Raw genomic sequence first — 15405 nt, 5'->3', positions numbered from 1 at the left:
GGCGCTGGTCTGTGTCGTTGGCCACCGCGCCGGCAGGGCATGGCTGTGCGAACGTCAGCGCGCCGGTGCGGATGGGTGGCGGCGACTGCCGATGATGTCGGCGAGGTTGGTGAGCAGCGCGGCGGTGACGATGCCGAACTCCACGACGAGTGCGTATCGAAGGGCGGTCGACCAGTGTCCGCCGTTGGCCGCGACCGCGCCGAGCAGGGTTGCGGTGATCGCCGCCAGCCCGATCGCGGATCCGACCTGCCGCATGGTGCGATACATGCCGGCGGCGCTGCCGGCGTCCGGCTTGGGCACCTGCGCCAGAGTCAGGGTGTTGTTCGGTGTGATCACGAGGCCGCTACCGACCCCGGCGAGAAGCAGCGGGAACGCGTTCACGATGGAGAACGTGGTCCCGGTGAAGCTGGTGAGGGCGGTCATCAGGGCGAGGCTCACCATGACGGTGAGCAGCCCGATGGCGATCAGCCGGCGGCCGAGTCGCCTGACGTGTCGGCCGCCGAGCAGTGCGCCCAGCGCGGAGCCCACCGCGAAGGGCGCGATGGTGAGACCGGTGTGCAGCGGATTGCGGTGGAGACCGTACTGCAGGTGCAGGCTGAAGATCAGCGGTAGCGAGGTGAAACCGGCGTAGTAGAAGAAGCCGAGCAGCAGCCCCAGGCGGTACGTCCGATGGGTGAGCAGGCGAAAGTCGAAGACCGGTGGGTGCCGCCGCGCGGTGGAGGTCTCCCAGGACCGGAAGGCGACGAGGACGCCGATTCCGACCGGCACCAACAGCCACGGCAGCAGCCCGTTCCACTGTTCCCGCTGCAGCGCGGGCAGGATCACCAACAGGATTCCGGTGCCCAGCAGCAGCGTGCCGACCAGGTCGGGTCGGTGATCCTTCGGGCCGCTCAGCGGCTTCGCCGGAAACTGTCGCCAGACGAGCACCGCCGCGACGACCCCGATCGGGACGTTGCTGAGAAAGACCAGTCGCCAGCCGTGTTCCGCCCCACCGAGAGCAATGATCAACCCGCCGATCACCGGGCCGGTCGCGGTGGCGACGCTGGCGGTGGCGCCGAGAAGCCCGAACGGGCGGCCCCGCTGGTCGGGGTGGAACAACTCCTCGACCAGGGCGGTGAGCTGGGGAACGAGGACCCCGGCCGCGGCGCCCTGCGCGAGCCGGGCGACGACCAGCGCGGTGCCGGAGTCGGCTGTTCCGGCAGCGGTGCTGGCCGCGATGAACAAGGCGAGGCCGAGGAGGAGCGCGTGGCGCCGCCCTTTGGCGTCACCGAGTCGTCCGGCGGGGACGAGTGCGAGCGCGAACATCAGCGAGTAGCCCGAGACGATCCACTGGACAGCGCCGCTGCCGGCGCCGAGCGCCCGTTCGATCGAGGGCAGCATCACGTTGATGACGCTCAGATCGAAAAAGCTCACGAAGGAGACGGCCGCCGCGATGGCGATGATCTGCCACCGTCGGGTGTGCCCGGCCCCGCCCGGGGCCTCCGACCGCGACATCCACCCCCACCTGATCTTGAGCTGACCGCTTCGTGCTAATCGAAGGTAATGCGGGATATCACCGGAAACCGGGGATGTGGCTAAAAATCTTGAACGTCCGGTATCGGCATGTCAGCACCTGTGTGCCGCCTGATACCGATGGGTCGCTCGACCTCGTCACGTAGCGCTATACCCATCGCAGGAAGCGGCGGTGCAGGTCGGCTGTCGTGTGGGGCTGGACCTGGGCTAGCTGCTCGGCCGCTTCGGCCATGAGCGCGCCCAGGTAGACCCGCAGCGCCGTGCGGTCGTTGCGGTATTCGGCCAGGAGGGCGTGTCGGGCTGCCGGGCAGGGCCACTCCGCCTGGCAGCCGCCGCACCCCCAGAGCGGGCGCATCGGTAGGTGTGGCGGGCCAGCGGCCGGGTCGTCCGGATTCGACTGTGGGTGCCTCGGGCTGGTCGTCATCCCAGCACCCGGAGCGTGATGGCGGCCACGATGATCACCAGGATGAGCGCCGCGATCACCTGGTGCCGGGTGGTGGCTGGCGGCGGGGGTGTGGTCGGCCGCACCCGGTCGCCGTCGGGCAGCGGCGGCGACCCGTGCGGGTCGCGATACGCGCGCCGGTCGGGGGACGCCGGCCGGTCAAGGTGCGCCGGCTGTTCCGGCTGGTCGGGATGCGCCGGCTGGTCGGGGTGCGCCGGCTGGTCAGTGGGGGAATTGCCGTCGGCCATCACAGTCTCCGTAGCCCCGCGAGCACCGCGGCGAGGATGTCGTCACCGGGAACGGTGTGCACGACGCGGGCCCGGCCGACCGCCCGCCCACCGGAGAGCAGCCGCTCCCACTCCGCGTTGGAGACAGCCGTCGTGTGGTCGGGGCTGATCGCGCCGGCGAGCGCGGTGCGGCGCGTCCGTCGCGGTAGGGGTGGTGGTGGCGTGGTGGTGGTCGTTGGCACGGCTCGCCTCCCGGGCGTGGTGGTGGGTTGTGGAATGGACCGCCCCATCACCCCTCCGGGTGGTGGGGCGGTCCGGCAGCGCCTCCGGCGGGTCGGGCCTCCACCGGCTCACGCCGTCTACGGGCAGTTTTCCGACAGTTGTGGGGCCAACACACCGCGTAGTACTAGGTTTTTGGGACGTCTGAAACGTTTGAGGGAGGTTGGAGCATGAACCACGCAGTTATCGCGGCGATGGCGGAGGCGGGTGAAACCGCCGAAAGCCTCGCAGCTCAGATCGGTGTGGATCCGAAGACGGCCGCGAAGTGGGCGAGCCGTGGGCGGATTCCCCAGACCCGGCACCGCGCGAAGGTGGCCGCGATCCTCAAGCGGGAGGTGGAGGACCTGTGGCCGGATGCGGTGCGGCGCCGCGAGCCGGCGTGGTTCCGCCCGTGGGTAGACATCGAACGGGAGGCGCTGTCGATCCGCACTTTTGAGCTCGCGTGGGTGCCGGGCCTGCTGCAGACCGCGGCGTACGCCCGGGCGACTCTCGCCGGCGAGGCGCTCAGCCCCGAGGCGGTCGAGGAACTGGTCGACGTGCGGATCAAGCGGCAGGCGATCCTGCGTCGGGACCGCGCGCCGATGTTCATCGCGGTGTTTGACGAGCTGATCCTCCGCCGCTCCGCCTACGGCGACCGCGCGTTGATGCGGGAGCAGTGCGAGCAGTTGGCGACCTCCGCGGAGCTACCGAATGTGTCGATTCACGTCGTGCCGCTCTCGGCCGGCATGCACCCGGGTCTCGGCGGTCCGTTCACCCTCGCCGAGTTGGAGAAGGGCACAGTGGTAGCCCATGTGGACAGTCAGGCCAAGGCGCAACTGGTCGATGGCGTCACGGATATTGCTACGCTGAGTCGACGGTGGGAACGCATCCGCGGGGAGGCTCTCTCCCGGGCGCAGTCCCGAGACCTGCTCAGGGAAGCGGCAAGTTCATGGACCTGATCGGTGCGCAGTGGCGCAAGAGCAGTAAGAGCGGCAACAACGGCGGCAACTGCGTCGAGGTCGCCGGCAACCTTCCCGGCGTCGTGGGTGTCCGGGACTCCAAGGACCCGGCCGGGCCGGCGTTGGTGTTCGGGCCGGCGGCGTGGCGGGCATTTGTCGCCCAACTCCCCGGGCAGCCCTGACCCCACCCGGCGGGGTAGCCACCGACCATTTCGGAAACACTGAACCCCCAACCCGGCAGACTGCCAGGTTGGGGGTTCAGCGCGCTTTCGGCCGAGGCCGGGCACCGCCAGGTGCTGCTAGATGATGGTGTCGAAGACGTCCCAGCTTTGGCCGATCTGTCGGGAGGAGGCGTAGCTGTAGGGGACGCCGTTGTCACGGACGATGTTGTTGGAGTAGAGCCAGAGGGTGCCGTCGGGTTTGCGGGCTACGAGGTCGGTGTAGCCGTCGCCGGTGACGTCGGCGCCGATGATGGTGTCGAAGGCGTCCCAGCTTTGGCCGATTTGTCGGGAGGAGGCGTAGCTGTAGGGGACGCCGTTGTCACGTTCGATGTTGTTGGAGTAGAGCCAGAGGGTGCCGTCGGGTTTGCGGGCTACGAGGTCGGTGTAGCCGTCGCCGGTTGACGTCGGCGCCGATGATGGTGTCGAAGGCGTCCCAGCTTTGGCCGATTTGTCGGGAGGAGGCGTAGCTGTAGGGGACGCCGTTGTCACGTTCGATGTTGTTGGAGTAGAGCCAGAGGGTGCCGTCGGGTTTGCGGGCTACGAGGTCGGTGTAGCCGTCGCCGGTGACATCGGCATTAACGACGGTGTCGAAGGCGTCCCAGCCCTGGCCGATCTGTCGGGAGGAGGGGGTGCTGTAGGGGACGCCGTTGTCACGTTCGATGTTGTTCGAGTACAACATCAGCGTTCCGTCGTCTTCCCGCGCCACCAGGTCGTGGTAGCCGTCACCCGTAACATCGGCGATCCAGCGCTTCGGTTCGGTCGGGGTGCTACCGCCGGTCACGCCGACCGGTGCGGTGAACCCTTCGATCTGGGAGTTGCTGTTGTAGTTATGGTAGGTGTGTGTGGCGATCCTGTCGCTGGTGTTCCCTTCAATCGTGTACAGGCTGCTGCCCGACACTGCCTTGACGATTCCTACGTGGTTGATGTCACCGTCATTGCCCCAGTCAAAGGTGACCGCGTCGCCGGGCTTAGGGACATAGCTGCCGCCCCGGGCATGCCACGTGCCGTTGTTGACCCCGTATGTTTTAAAGGACCTGGCGAATCCGTCGATCTGAGACATGCCGGTGGTGACGCCAGCCTCCCGCCATACGTACTTGGCGAACGCGGCACACCACGCGTACCAGTCGCCGCCGCCGCCCCATCCGGGTCTGCCTCCACAGGCGGGCCAACCGAACATCTCGCCACCGTAGTAGCTGCAGTTGTTGCCCACTTCGTATTTCCGATAGGTGTCGTTGAATTCGCGCTCTGCGATGGTGACGATGCCATCGCGGCTGGGAGCTGCATGGGCAGCGGGTGCGGCGAGGGCCGCCCCAGCGGTGATTCCTGCTGCGGCAGTTAGTGCTAACAGTGTTCGACGTAGTCTGAACCTACTCATAAAGCTCTCCTCGGTTTCGTGGCGGTAGTGGTGCTGTTGATATCGACCGTTTCGGGCTGGTGTCCGTCTTTGGTGCTAGTAGTGAGTGTGATCGTTATACGATCCGCCAAGAACGAAGTGGTACCGACGTAGCTATCTTTTGCTGCACTAGGCGCCGCAGAACATCAAGGGCCACCTCGGCGCTGTCGCTGTCAACGAATGCCAGGATGTCGGTGCCATGCGGGCCGGCCCGGATGCGGATGTGCTCCACGCTGTTCTCCGTATCTGCTTGGAGAAGGTCCCGGAGGGCCGACGGGTCAATGGTCGTGGTCGGGGTGAGGGGTGCGATGCGTAGGTGTGCCACCCTCACGCCGAGGTCCTCGAGAAACCCCAGCCGAACCCCTCTCCCGGCGTCTTTGTGTGGCCGATCGCAGCGGTCGGCATCACAGTATTAATTATGGCAAAATCGGAAATAACGGCACTGCTTGGCATTGGTGTATTACCCCCATAGGGCTGTGTCGAATAGGTGAGGTGCGCCTTGGGCGCTTCGCGAATTTCGATCGCCGGGCTGAGGAAAGCATTGCGGAGTTGGCGACCGTTGTCAGTGGGTTCGGCCTGGCGTGAGAACGCCTGGCGGGATCACGCCACTACCCGTGCCGACCACGAAACGTTGCGCAACGGCACAATGTGGAGGGAACTCATTCGGGGAGGAACGATGCTTGACCTGATAGGCCTTTCGGCGCAGCACGAGACGGTCTATCGGGCCATGCTCCAGCGGCCGGACCTGAACGTTGCCGGTCTGGCCGACCACCTGGGCGTCACGCTCGATCAGGTGCGGGAGGCGCTCGACGTGCTGGCCGATCTCGCGTTGATCCGACTCGATTCGGGCGGTGACAGCGCCCGCGCGGTTCGGCCCCAGGCTGGGCTGATCGCGCTCCTGGCCAAGGTGGAGGCGGACGTCGCGGTACGACAGCGGCAGGTCGAGGCGACCCGGGCCGCGATCACCGCCATCGCCGCCGCACACGACGGCCGCGAGCAGGAAGCGCAGGGGCGTGCCCTGGACGGACTCAACGCCGTTCGAGAACGGCTGGTCGAGCTCGCGCACAACGCCCGTAGCGAGTGCCTCTCCTTCACCACCGGCCGCGACCAGCGGCCGGACACCATGGAGGCCGAGGGTTCACTCAATCAGGTCGCCTTGGATCGGGGGGTCCGCATCCGCAACGTCTATCAGGACAGCTTCCGCAACGACCCCGCCACCCTCACGCACGCCCGGTGGATGGCGAGTCTGGGCAGCCAGTCCCGCACCGCGCCGACACTGCCGATGCGCATGGTGATCGTCGATCGGGAACTGGCGCTCGTGCCCATCGAGCCGAACGACCCCGCCCGGGGCGCCCTGGAACTGCGTAGTCCCGGCGTTGTCGCGGGACTGGTCGCGCTCTTCGATCAGGTCTGGCACACGGCAACGCCCTTCGGCGAGGAGGCATCTCTGGACGAGCAGGGCCTCACTGCCCAAGAACGCGAACTGTTACGCCTGCTCGCGGCGGGCAACACCGACGAGTCAGCGGCCCGAAAGCTAGCGATCTCGGTGCGAAGCGTCCAACGCATGATGACCTCCCTGACCGAACGGCTCGAGGCGGCCAGCCGGTTCCAGGCCGGGGTCCAGGCCACCCGCCGAGGCTGGGTGTGACCACGCTCCCCGACCTGTCTGCTGTCGGTCCGGGACGATCACGCGGTGGCCGCTGGCAGCCGTACGGTGACCGTCAGCCCCCGCCCGGGCGTCGAGTCCAGTGTCGCGGTGCCGCCGTGCGCTTCGACGATGTCCCGGACGATGGCCAGGCCCAGTCCGGTGCCGCCGGGTGCGGCCCGCCCGGGGTCGGCCCGCCAGAACCGGTCGAAGGCGTGCGTGAGCCCCTGGGCGTCGAGCCCGGGCCCCTCGTCGCGAACGACGAGAACGACGTCGTCGGCGCGGTGAACGCGAACCTCGACCGCCGTTCCGGGTGGGGTGTGCCGAACCGCGTTGCCGACCAGGTTCTGCACCACCTGGCGGAGCGCGGTCGCGTCGCCGATGACGGTCACCCGTTCCGCCACGGCGAGGGTGAGTCGATGGTGGGCGGCGGTCACCCGGAGGCTGTCCAGCACGTCCGCGCAGACGCGGCCCAGGTCGACCTCGTCCTGTGCCAGCGGTTGGTGCGCGTCCAGCCGGGCCAGGGTGAGTAGCTGCTCGACGAGCGCACCCATCCGCGTGCTCTCGGTGCGGATCCGGCGCATCGCCTCGTCCACGCCGTCCCAGTCGGTGATTCCGTCGTTGAGATAGAGGTCGGCCCAGCCATGCACCGCGCTCAGCGGCGTACGGAGCTCGTGTGAGGCGTCGGCGACGAACGTCCGGGTCAGCGCCTCGCTGCGTTCACGCTGGTCGAATGCCTCGTTGAGCGCGGTGGCGACGCTGCCGATCTCGGTGCCCGGGTCGCCCACGGGTACGCGTCGGCGTAGGTCGCCGCGGCCGATCTCCCGGGCGGTGTCCGCCACGGCGCGCAGCGGTCGTAGCCCGTTGGTGAGCACCAGCCGGGCCAGCGCCACCCCCAGGACGACGATGAGCAGCCCGGCGACCACCTGGATCAGGACCAGCCGGCGCAGCGTCGCCGCGTTGTCCGCCAGGGACACCCCGACCACCAGCCCGGTCACCGGATAGACCTGCCCGTTGATCTCCACCGGGAGGGCCTGCTCGGGGGGAAGGAGCTCGCGGCGGACCCGCAGCGCCGTCTCCGGATCGTCGCCGATGGTCACCGGATGCGCCGGCAGTTCGCTGATCGGTGGCACCACGGGCGGCCGTGTGCCACCGTGCTGCAGCGGCTGCCGGGCCAGCACCAGGTTGCCCTCGGCGTCGTAGAGGGCCAGGTAGGCGTTGGCGGGCACGAGCTGTTCCATGCCGGCGTTGGGCAGGACCTGCTCGGCGAGGCGGGCACGTGCCAAGCCCCGGTCGAGAACCAGCTCGATGGTGTTGTCGACCCGCTCGGCGAGGAACCGACGCAACGCCAGATAGGCGGTGACATCAGCGGCCAGCAGCCCGACCACCAGTAGCGCGACCGTGCCCACCAGCAGCCGGCCGCGGAGACTCCGCACGGCCGGCCGCCTCATTCGGGTGGTTCCCGCAGGACGTAGCCGAAGCCCCGCACCGTGTGCAGCAACGGTGGATCCACAATGTCGATTTTGCGGCGGAGCTGGCTGACGAACTTCTCCACCACCCCCGGGTCGCCGGGGAAGTCGTACTGCCAGACCTGGGCGAGGATCTGCTGCTTGGACAGGACCCGGCCGGCGTTCTCCAGCAGGTGCCGCAGCAGCCGGAACTCGGTCGGTGACAGCTCGACCGGTGTGCCTGCCCGGGTGACGGTGTGCGCGTCTTCGTCGAGTTCCAGGTCGGCGACGGCGAGCCGGTTGGTCGCGGCGGGTCGCCCACCGAGGCGGCGCAGCACCGCGTTCACCCGGGCGACGACCTCCGCCACGCTGAACGGCTTGGTGATGTAGTCGTCGCCGCCGAGGTTCAGCCCGGTGAGTCGGTCCTCCAGCGAGTCCTTCGCGGTCAGGAAGACCACCGCGAGTTCCGGGAGCCCGCGGCGCAGGTCGTGGACCAGGTCGAAGCCGGAGCCGTCGGGCAGCATCACGTCCACGATCGCCAACTCCGGAGCCAGCTCGCCGGCGACCGCCAGCGCCTCGGCCCGAGAGCCGGCGGATCGGGCGTCGAACCCGGCGACCCATAACGTGCGCAGCAGCAGCTCGGCCAGCGCCGGCTCGTCGTCCACCACCAGCACGCGGGCTCGCCAGACCGAGCTCAGCTCGGCGGTTGATCCCGGCCGTGGTTGCCGGGCGGAACGTCCTGTGGGTCCGGCCATGGCGTCAGTATCTCCGGCGCGGGGACCGGGGAACCTGCCGAACGGCTGACGGTTTGCTGAAGACCCGACGGCTCGTCCGCGCAACGCCCCCGGTGGGGGCCGGGTCCGAGTCGCCCGATCCGGATCGTCAGCAAACGGGAAGGTACGCCGGAGGGGACCGGCAGGTCGGTGCGTTTGCCTTGGGGCATGAGCCGGACTGACCTGTCGACCAAGGCCCGCCGACCGCGCCGGACCTCCGCCTCGAGCCGGACCAGGTCCCGCCGTACCGATCGCTCGCCGGCCCGCCGGTTGCGGTTGCCTCTGGTGCTGGTCGTGGTGGCGCTGGTGCTGTCCTACGGCGCCGACCGGTTCCTCGCCGGCGCGGTCGAACGGCGGGTGTCCGCGGCGGTCGGCTGTCGCCTCGACGGCGCCGAGCTGACCACCTCGCTGCCCGGCCCGCTCGTCATTCCGCGGCTACTGACCGGGGACCTGGGCACCGTGACCGTGCAGGGCGCCGTCGACACCGCGGCCGGGCCCACCCAGCTCCAGCTCTCCCTGCGCGACGTGCACGCCCGGCCGTTCTCGGACGAGCCAGTCGACGTCGCCGGGGCCGAGGCGACGGTGACCATGCCGTACGACCAGCTACCCGGCACCGAAGCGGGCCAGCAGCGGTTCGAGAACGCCGGTGACCAACTCGCCGTGGTCCGGCCGGGCATGGTCTTGGGCGGCGATATTCGCGTGCTCATGGACCTCGCGATGGCCGGCGAGGAGCTGGTGCTCACCCCGGCCACGGTCGAGGTGGCCGGGCAACAGTTGCCGGTGGACCTGGTCGCCCCGCTTCTCGCCGGACGCGATCCGGAGCTCGCGGGGCAGCTGGAGCCGCGCCAGGTCGCCCTGCCGGGCCTCCCGAGCGGTCTGGTGCCCGACCGCGTCGCCGCCGGTCCCGACGGCCTGACCCTGCACGCCAGTGTCGACACCGACGAGCTCACCTCCGCCGCCCCGGGCGACTGCCGCGCGTGACCCCCTCGATCCAGTGACCCAGACCCACCCCACTCCCTTCGGAGGTTTCCTTGCGTAGCGCCCTGTACTCGTATGGCCGGCTGGCTGCCCGCCGGCCCTGGCAGCTGCTCACCGGCTGGCTCCTGGTGGCCGCGGCCGTCGTGGGCACGTGGGTGACGGTGGGCACCAGCATCGACGACGCCATCACCATTCCGGGCAGCGACAGCAGCCGCGCGCAGGAGATCCAGAATGCGGTCTTCCCGGCCTCCGCGCTCGGCAACGGCACCCTGGTATTCCACGACGCGGACTCCTCGGTCACCTCGCCCGAGGGGCGGGCGGCGATCGAGGCCTCGCTGCTGGCGGTGCGAGATGTGGATGGGGTGACGCAGGTGGTGCCCCCATTCCCGCAGGAGCCCGGCCAGCCCGCGCCGCGGATCAGTGCCGACGGGCACACCGCGTACGCGCAGGTCTACTTCGACGTGCCATCCGCCGCCCTCAGCGAGCAGGACGCCGACCGCGTGTTGGCCGCCGCCAGCCCGGCTGTGGACGCCGGGCTGGAGGTGCTCCCCGGGGGTCAGCTCGCCCAGGCGGCGGCCGGCGGTCCGGGGCACCGCAGCGAGTTGATCGGTCTGGCCGTGGCCGCCGTCGTCCTGCTGGTGGCCCTCGGCGCGGCCGCGGCGATGGCCCTACCCCTGCTCTCCGCGCTGGTCGGGCTGGTGCTCGGGCTCGCCGGCATCGGGCTGCTCAGCCAGGTAGGAGCGATCCCGGATATCGCGACGACGGTGGCGAGCATGATCTCGCTCGGCGTCGGCATCGACTACGCGCTCTTCATCGTCGTGCGGTACCGCACGGCCCGGCAGGAGGGGCAGTCACACGAGCGGGCGTTGGGGGTCGCGGTGGCCACCGCGGGCGCGGCGGTGCTCTTCGCCGGCGCCACCGTCGCCGTCGGCCTGGGCGGCCTGCTGCTGGCCGGGCTGCCGCTGCTGACCGCGCTGGGGTGGACCGCCGCCGTAGCGGTCGGGCTGTCGGTGGTGGCCGCGGTCGGCGTGCTGCCGGCCGTTCTCGGGGCCGTCGGCTCGCGACTCGACGCCGGGGCGCTGCCACGGCGTCGCTCGAAGAAGACACCGAAGGCGGGCTGGTGGCACCGGATCGGCGAGGGGACGGCCCGGCGGCCGTGGCTGGCAGTGGTCGGCTCGCTGATGGTGCTGGCGGTCTTCATCGCGCCGGTGGCGGACCTGGAGCTCGGCCAGCAGGACGGTGGCCACGACCCGGTCGGTACGCCCACCCGGCAGAGCTACGACCTGCTGGAGTCGGCGTTCGGCCCGGGCGTGAACGGGCCGCTGCTGGTCGTCGCCGACCTGGGCGACGCCGCCCAGACCGACCCGGTCACGGTGCAGCGGCAGGCCGCCGCCCTCAGCTCCGCCCTGGCGGACGTGCCCGGCGTGCAGTCCGTCCAGGGGCCGCGGGTCTCCACCGACGGCAGTGGCGCGCTCTGGCAGGTGGTGCCGACGACCGCGCCCAGCGACCCGACCACCGGTGACCTCGTCACCGAGTTGCGCGAGGAGATCCTGCCGCCGCTGGCAACCGACGGTACGCAGCTACACGTCGGCGGCCAGACCGCCGCGAAGATTGACTTCACCGATCAGGTGGCGGAGCGGCTGCCGCTGGTGTTGGCGGTGGTGATCGCGCTGAGCGTGCTGCTGCTGGTCGTCCTGTTCCGCTCCTTCGTGATTCCGCTGACCGCCGCGCTGATGAATCTGCTCTCCGTGGGCGCCGCGTACGGCATCCTCACCTTCGCCTTCGCCGAGGGGCACCTCACGGGGCTGCTCGGGCTGGACGGGCCGGTGCCGATCGAGAGCTACATCCCGCTGATCCTCTTCGCGATCCTGTTCGGGCTGTCGATGGACTACGAGGTCTTCCTGGTCTCGTCGATCGCCGAGCGGTGGCACGCGGTCCGGGACAACCGGCGTGCGGTGGTGACCGGGCTCGGCTCGGCGGGACGCGTCGTCACCGCGGCAGCGTTGATCATGTTCAGCGTCTTCATCAGCTTCGCCGGCCAGGACAACCCGCTGATCAAGATGTTCGGGGTGGGGCTCGGCGTGGCGGTGCTGCTCGACGCGGTGGTCGTCCGTGGGTTCCTGGTGCCGGGGATCATGGTGCTGCTCGGCCGCGCCAACTGGTGGTTCCCCCGCTGGTTGGACCGGCTCATGCCCCGGGTCGACCTGGAGGCGTCCCCCGTGACCGAGGAGACGCCCGACGGGCACCCGCCGGCCGACGCCCAGGCCGCTCTCAAGGCCACCTGACCCGGACGGCGTGCGCTAGACGAGGTGGAGGGCCGCCGGCTGTGCCGCTGCCGGCGGATCGGCGGGCTCACTGATTGACCCGTACGACTTGTACGAGTTGTACGCAAGGCTCATGAGTGAGCCCGCCGCCGAACTCCCGATATCCGACGCCCGCGACAGCCTTGCGGATGTGGTCTCCCGCGCCCACTACGCCGGGCGAATCACCTATGTCACCCGCCGCGGGCAGCGCCTCGCCGCTGTGGTCCCTGCCGAGGTGGCCGAAGCGATCGAACGAGCCGAGGACGCCGCGGATACGACGCACTCTGAAGTGGTTGCGGGTGGGGTTGCCGGCAGTGCGGTTGTCGGCAGTGCGGTTTCCGGCGAGCCCCGGAGGTGTCGGTTGGGCGGGATGCGCAAGGATAGGCGTACCGTTCACCCCTTACCTACGGGAGTCGTCTGTGACTACCGAGCTGATCGCGCCGGCCCGGATCCGGTCGGATGCGGCGCCGATCCAACGGCGAACCCTGGGTCTGCTGTTCGGCACCCAGATCATCGGTGGCATCGGCGTCACCATCGGGATCGCGGTCGGGGCGCTGCTCGCAGCCCGGATCGCCGGCACCGCGGTCGCCGGCCTAACCCAGAGCGCCACTGTGGTGGGTGCCGCGCTGCTCGCCATCCCGATCACCCGGATCACGAACGGGCACGGGCGTCGTCCAGGGCTGGTCGTCGCCTATCTGGTCGGCGCGGTCGGCGCGGCGCTGGTGGTGCTCGCCGCGGTCACCCGAATCGTGCCGCTGCTCTTCCTCGGCAGTCTGCTGTTCGGGGGCGGCACCGCCGCGAACCTCCAAGCCCGGTACGCCGCGGTGGACCTCGCCGAGCCGGCGCGTCGGGGCCGGCAGCTCGCCCTGATCGTCTGGGCCACCACCATCGGGGCGGTGGCCGCCCCGAACTTCGCGGGGCTCGCCGACGCGGTCGCCGGCGGGTGGGGGCTGCCGCCACTGGCCGGCCCGTTCGCCTTCAGCGCCGTCGCCTTCGTGCTGGCCGCTGGCGTGCTCTTCGCGCTGCTTCGGCCCGACCCGCTGCGCACCGCGCGGCGACTGTCGGTGGCTGAGTCCATGACGCCCCCGCGCCCGGCGGCCGAGTCCACGACGCCTCCGCATCCGGAGGCCGAGCCCATGACGCCTCCGCATCCGGAGGCCGAGCCCATGACGCCCCCGCGCCCGGCGGCCCGGCGTGGCGCGGGGATGCGGGCGGCCTGGCAGGTGGTCCGCGACCGCCCGGCGGCCCGGCTCGGCGTCGCGGCGGTGGCGGTCGGGCACGCGGTGATGGTGGCGGTGATGTCGATGACCCCGGTACGGCTCGGCGAGTCGCATGGCGACGCGGACGTCCTACGGGTGGTCGGGATCGTGCTGAGCCTGCACATCGCCGGCATGTACGCGCTGTCCCCGCTGGTGGGCTGGCTCGCCGACCGGCTCGGCCGGCCGGCGGTCATCCTCGGCGGGGTTGGGCTGCTGCTCGCCGCGTGCGCCGTCGCCGGCACCGCCGGCCACCACACGCCGCAGCTCTCGGTGGGTCTGGTCCTGCTCGGGTTGGGTTGGTCCGGCACCATGGTGGGCGGCTCCACCCTGCTGTCGGAGTCGGTGCCGGCATCGGTGCGGCCGAGTGTGCAGGGCTTCTCCGATCTGACCATGGGGCTCGCCGGCGCCGGCGCCGCCGCGGTCAGCGGGTTCGTCATGCGGGCGGCCGGCTATCCGGTGCTCACCCTGCTGGCGGCGATCGTGGTGGTGCCGTTGGTGGCGTTAGCGTTACGTCGAGGGCCCACCGGGGGCGCCCGACCGGGAGGATGACACGTGCGGCTGACCGACTTTTGGGCGCGGCTGGAGGAGACGTTCGGGCCGGGCTACGCGGCCAGCATCGCCAGCGACCAGGTCCTGGCGCCCCTCGGCGAGCGGACGATCGAGCAGGCGCTCGCGGCGGGGGAGGAGACCCACGTCGTGTGGCGTGCGGTGGTCGCCGCGTACCCGGACCGGGTGCCGGCGCGGCTCCGTTGAGCAGTCATTTCGTTACGTTCGCGGGTCACGCCGCTGCTCGTACACCTGTTCGGCTATTGTCCACAGCGAGGCGCTCGTCCACAGCTCACGGCATGGTCGCTGGTGTTCTGTCGGACCATGCGCCTAGCGTGTCCGCGTGACGCGAAGCTCAGCGAAGTCGGCGAAGGCAGGGGTGGCGACGATGGCGGCAGTGCCTGATCGGGAGAGGGCACTCGACCTTGCCCTCGCTCAGATCGACAAACAGTTCGGCAAAGGTTCGGTGATGCGACTGGGGGAGCGCCCGGTCGTGCAGACCGCGGTGGTTCCGACCGGGTCCATCGCGTTGGATGTGGCCCTCGGCGTGGGTGGCCTGCCCCGGGGGCGGGTCATTGAGGTCTACGGCCCGGAGAGCAGCGGTAAGACGACGGTGGCGCTGCACGCGGTGGCCAACGCCCAGCGCTCCGGCGGCATCGCCGCCTTCGTTGACGCCGAGCACGCCCTCGACCCGGAATACGCCCGGGCCCTCGGCGTCGACACCGACGCCCTGCTGGTCTCCCAGCCGGATACTGGCGAGCAGGCTCTGGAGATCGCGGACATGCTGGTCCGCTCCGGTGCGCTCGACATCATCGTGATCGACTCGGTGGCCGCGCTGGTGCCGCGCGCCGAGATCGAGGGTGAGATGGGCGACAGCCACGTGGGTCTCCAGGCCCGGCTGATGAGCCAGGCCCTGCGCAAGATGACCGGTGTGCTCAGTCACACCGGCACGACGGCGGTCTTCATCAACCAGCTCCGCGAGAAGATCGGCGTCATGTTCGGCAGCCCCGAGACCACCACCGGTGGGCGGGCGCTGAAGTTCTACGCCTCGGTCCGGCTCGACGTGCGCCGCATCGAGAGCCTCAAGGACGGCACCGACGTGGTCGGTAACCGCACCCGGGTCAAGGTCGTGAAGAACAAGGTGGCCGCGCCGTTCAAGCAGGCCGAGTTCGACATCATGTACGGCAAGGGAATCTCCCGTGAGGGTTCGCTGATCGACGTGGGCGTCGAGCAGGCGATCATCCGGAAGTCCGGCGCGTGGTACACCTACGAGGGCGACCAGCTCGGCCAGGGCAAGGAGAAGGCCCGCGAGTTCCTTCGGGAAAACCCGGACGTGGCCGCCGAGATCGAGAAGAAGATCCTGGAGAAGCTCGGCGTCGGTGCCGGCGCGGGTGACGCCGCTGGCGGTCCGGAGCTGCCGCCGGTCGACTTCTAAAGACCG

14 protein-coding genes and 2 pseudogenes are annotated in these 15405 nt (G+C 70.1%); 8 read left to right on the top strand and 8 right to left on the bottom strand.

Going from position 1 to position 15405, the window contains the following annotated elements; translation table 11 throughout:
* Positions 1 to 54 precede the first annotated feature (54 nt).
* The 4 genes from SALPAC6_RS0111590 to SALPAC6_RS0111575 all read right to left on the bottom strand — a co-directional run bounded on the left by SALPAC6_RS0111590 (position 55) and on the right by SALPAC6_RS0111575 (position 2423).
* Positions 55 to 1494: an MFS transporter gene (locus SALPAC6_RS0111590; RefSeq protein WP_018253582.1), complete on the bottom strand. Its 1440-nt coding sequence runs from the start codon at positions 1492 to 1494 to the stop codon at positions 55 to 57.
* Between the two features lie 166 nt (positions 1495 to 1660).
* A complete protein-coding gene (locus SALPAC6_RS0111585; RefSeq protein ID WP_026189573.1) occupies positions 1661 to 1936 on the bottom strand; it encodes a hypothetical protein in 276 nt (91 codons plus the stop codon).
* On the bottom strand, positions 1933 to 2202 hold the full coding sequence (locus SALPAC6_RS0111580; RefSeq protein WP_018253580.1) for a hypothetical protein: 270 nt from the start codon (positions 2200 to 2202) through the stop codon (positions 1933 to 1935). The genes SALPAC6_RS0111585 and SALPAC6_RS0111580 overlap by 4 nt, the downstream gene beginning before the upstream one ends.
* Complete coding sequence (locus tag SALPAC6_RS0111575; RefSeq protein ID WP_018253579.1) at positions 2202 to 2423, bottom strand: hypothetical protein; 222 nt, start codon at positions 2421 to 2423, stop codon at positions 2202 to 2204. The genes SALPAC6_RS0111580 and SALPAC6_RS0111575 overlap by 1 nt, the downstream gene beginning before the upstream one ends.
* A 207-nt stretch (positions 2424 to 2630) precedes the next feature.
* Here SALPAC6_RS0111575 and SALPAC6_RS0111570 point away from each other — a divergent pair, with 207 nt between their 5' ends.
* Both SALPAC6_RS0111570 and SALPAC6_RS0111565 read left to right on the top strand, forming a co-directional pair.
* The gene (locus SALPAC6_RS0111570) at positions 2631 to 3398 is read left to right on the top strand and encodes a DUF5753 domain-containing protein (RefSeq protein ID WP_018253578.1); all 768 of its coding nucleotides are present in this window, start codon (positions 2631 to 2633) and stop codon (positions 3396 to 3398) included.
* The gene (locus tag SALPAC6_RS0111565; protein ID WP_018253577.1) at positions 3389 to 3580 is read left to right on the top strand and encodes a DUF397 domain-containing protein; all 192 of its coding nucleotides are present in this window, start codon (positions 3389 to 3391) and stop codon (positions 3578 to 3580) included. Before SALPAC6_RS0111570 ends, SALPAC6_RS0111565 begins: the two co-directional genes overlap by 10 nt.
* Positions 3581 to 3697: 117 nt before the next feature.
* Here SALPAC6_RS0111565 and SALPAC6_RS30115 read toward each other — a convergent pair whose 3' ends face one another.
* Both SALPAC6_RS30115 and SALPAC6_RS30110 read right to left on the bottom strand, forming a co-directional pair.
* A complete protein-coding gene (locus SALPAC6_RS30115; RefSeq protein ID WP_223874435.1) occupies positions 3698 to 4108 on the bottom strand; it encodes an FG-GAP repeat domain-containing protein in 411 nt (136 codons plus the stop codon).
* Between the two features lie 109 nt (positions 4109 to 4217).
* Positions 4218 to 4994, bottom strand: a pseudogene (locus SALPAC6_RS30110) (CHAP domain-containing protein); the annotation flags it as partial.
* Between the two features lie 694 nt (positions 4995 to 5688).
* On the opposite strand from SALPAC6_RS30110, the gene SALPAC6_RS0111550 reads away from it, so the two are divergent.
* Positions 5689 to 6660, top strand: coding sequence for a helix-turn-helix transcriptional regulator (locus SALPAC6_RS0111550; protein ID WP_018253575.1), 972 nt, complete (start codon positions 5689 to 5691; stop codon positions 6658 to 6660).
* Positions 6661 to 6698: 38 nt separating this feature from the next.
* Here SALPAC6_RS0111550 and SALPAC6_RS0111545 read toward each other — a convergent pair whose 3' ends face one another.
* Positions 6699 to 8108, bottom strand: a complete 1410-nt coding sequence (locus SALPAC6_RS0111545; RefSeq protein ID WP_026189571.1) for a sensor histidine kinase — start codon at positions 8106 to 8108, stop codon at positions 6699 to 6701.
* Positions 8105 to 8860, bottom strand: a complete 756-nt coding sequence (locus SALPAC6_RS0111540; protein ID WP_018253573.1) for a response regulator transcription factor — start codon at positions 8858 to 8860, stop codon at positions 8105 to 8107. The genes SALPAC6_RS0111545 and SALPAC6_RS0111540 overlap by 4 nt, the downstream gene beginning before the upstream one ends.
* A gap of 186 nt (positions 8861 to 9046) precedes the next feature.
* On the opposite strand from SALPAC6_RS0111540, the gene SALPAC6_RS0111535 reads away from it, so the two are divergent.
* The 5 genes and pseudogenes from SALPAC6_RS0111535 to recA all read left to right on the top strand — a co-directional run bounded on the left by SALPAC6_RS0111535 (position 9047) and on the right by recA (position 15399).
* Positions 9047 to 9859, top strand: a complete 813-nt coding sequence (locus SALPAC6_RS0111535) for an LmeA family phospholipid-binding protein (RefSeq protein ID WP_018253572.1) — start codon at positions 9047 to 9049, stop codon at positions 9857 to 9859.
* Between the two features lie 50 nt (positions 9860 to 9909).
* On the top strand, positions 9910 to 12141 hold the full coding sequence (locus tag SALPAC6_RS0111530) for an MMPL family transporter (RefSeq protein WP_018253571.1): 2232 nt from the start codon (positions 9910 to 9912) through the stop codon (positions 12139 to 12141).
* A 437-nt stretch (positions 12142 to 12578) separates the two neighbouring features.
* Positions 12579 to 13980 (top strand): annotated as a pseudogene (locus SALPAC6_RS25790) (MFS transporter).
* Positions 13971 to 14171: a DUF3046 domain-containing protein gene (locus SALPAC6_RS0111520; protein WP_018253570.1), complete on the top strand. Its 201-nt coding sequence runs from the start codon at positions 13971 to 13973 to the stop codon at positions 14169 to 14171. Before SALPAC6_RS25790 ends, SALPAC6_RS0111520 begins: the two are co-directional and overlap by 10 nt.
* A 181-nt stretch (positions 14172 to 14352) precedes the next feature.
* Positions 14353 to 15399, top strand: coding sequence for a recombinase RecA (gene recA / locus SALPAC6_RS0111515; protein WP_018253569.1), 1047 nt, complete (start codon positions 14353 to 14355; stop codon positions 15397 to 15399).
* Positions 15400 to 15405: the final 6 nt, after the last annotated feature.

This window comes from Salinispora mooreana, assembly GCF_000379065.1.
Classification (GTDB): domain Bacteria; phylum Actinomycetota; class Actinomycetes; order Mycobacteriales; family Micromonosporaceae; genus Micromonospora; species Micromonospora mooreana.
The sequence above is the reverse complement of the archived record's forward strand: the minus strand, read 5'-3'. Positions and strand labels throughout refer to the sequence as shown.

Coding starts and splice junctions, on each gene's coding strand:
- SALPAC6_RS0111590 (WP_018253582.1), bottom strand. CDS start 1,494: ATGTCGCGGTCGGAGGCCCCGGGCGGGGCCGGGCACACCCGACGGTGG.
- SALPAC6_RS0111585 (WP_026189573.1), bottom strand. CDS start 1,936: ATGACGACCAGCCCGAGGCACCCACAGTCGAATCCGGACGACCCGGCC.
- SALPAC6_RS0111580 (WP_018253580.1), bottom strand. CDS start 2,202: ATGGCCGACGGCAATTCCCCCACTGACCAGCCGGCGCACCCCGACCAG.
- SALPAC6_RS0111570 (WP_018253578.1), top strand. CDS start 2,631: ATGAACCACGCAGTTATCGCGGCGATGGCGGAGGCGGGTGAAACCGCC.
- SALPAC6_RS0111565 (WP_018253577.1), top strand. CDS start 3,389: ATGGACCTGATCGGTGCGCAGTGGCGCAAGAGCAGTAAGAGCGGCAAC.
- SALPAC6_RS0111550 (WP_018253575.1), top strand. CDS start 5,689: ATGCTTGACCTGATAGGCCTTTCGGCGCAGCACGAGACGGTCTATCGG.
- SALPAC6_RS0111545 (WP_026189571.1), bottom strand. CDS start 8,108: ATGAGGCGGCCGGCCGTGCGGAGTCTCCGCGGCCGGCTGCTGGTGGGC.
- SALPAC6_RS0111540 (WP_018253573.1), bottom strand. CDS start 8,860: ATGGCCGGACCCACAGGACGTTCCGCCCGGCAACCACGGCCGGGATCA.
- SALPAC6_RS0111535 (WP_018253572.1), top strand. CDS start 9,047: ATGAGCCGGACTGACCTGTCGACCAAGGCCCGCCGACCGCGCCGGACC.
- recA (WP_018253569.1), top strand. CDS start 14,353: ATGGCGGCAGTGCCTGATCGGGAGAGGGCACTCGACCTTGCCCTCGCT.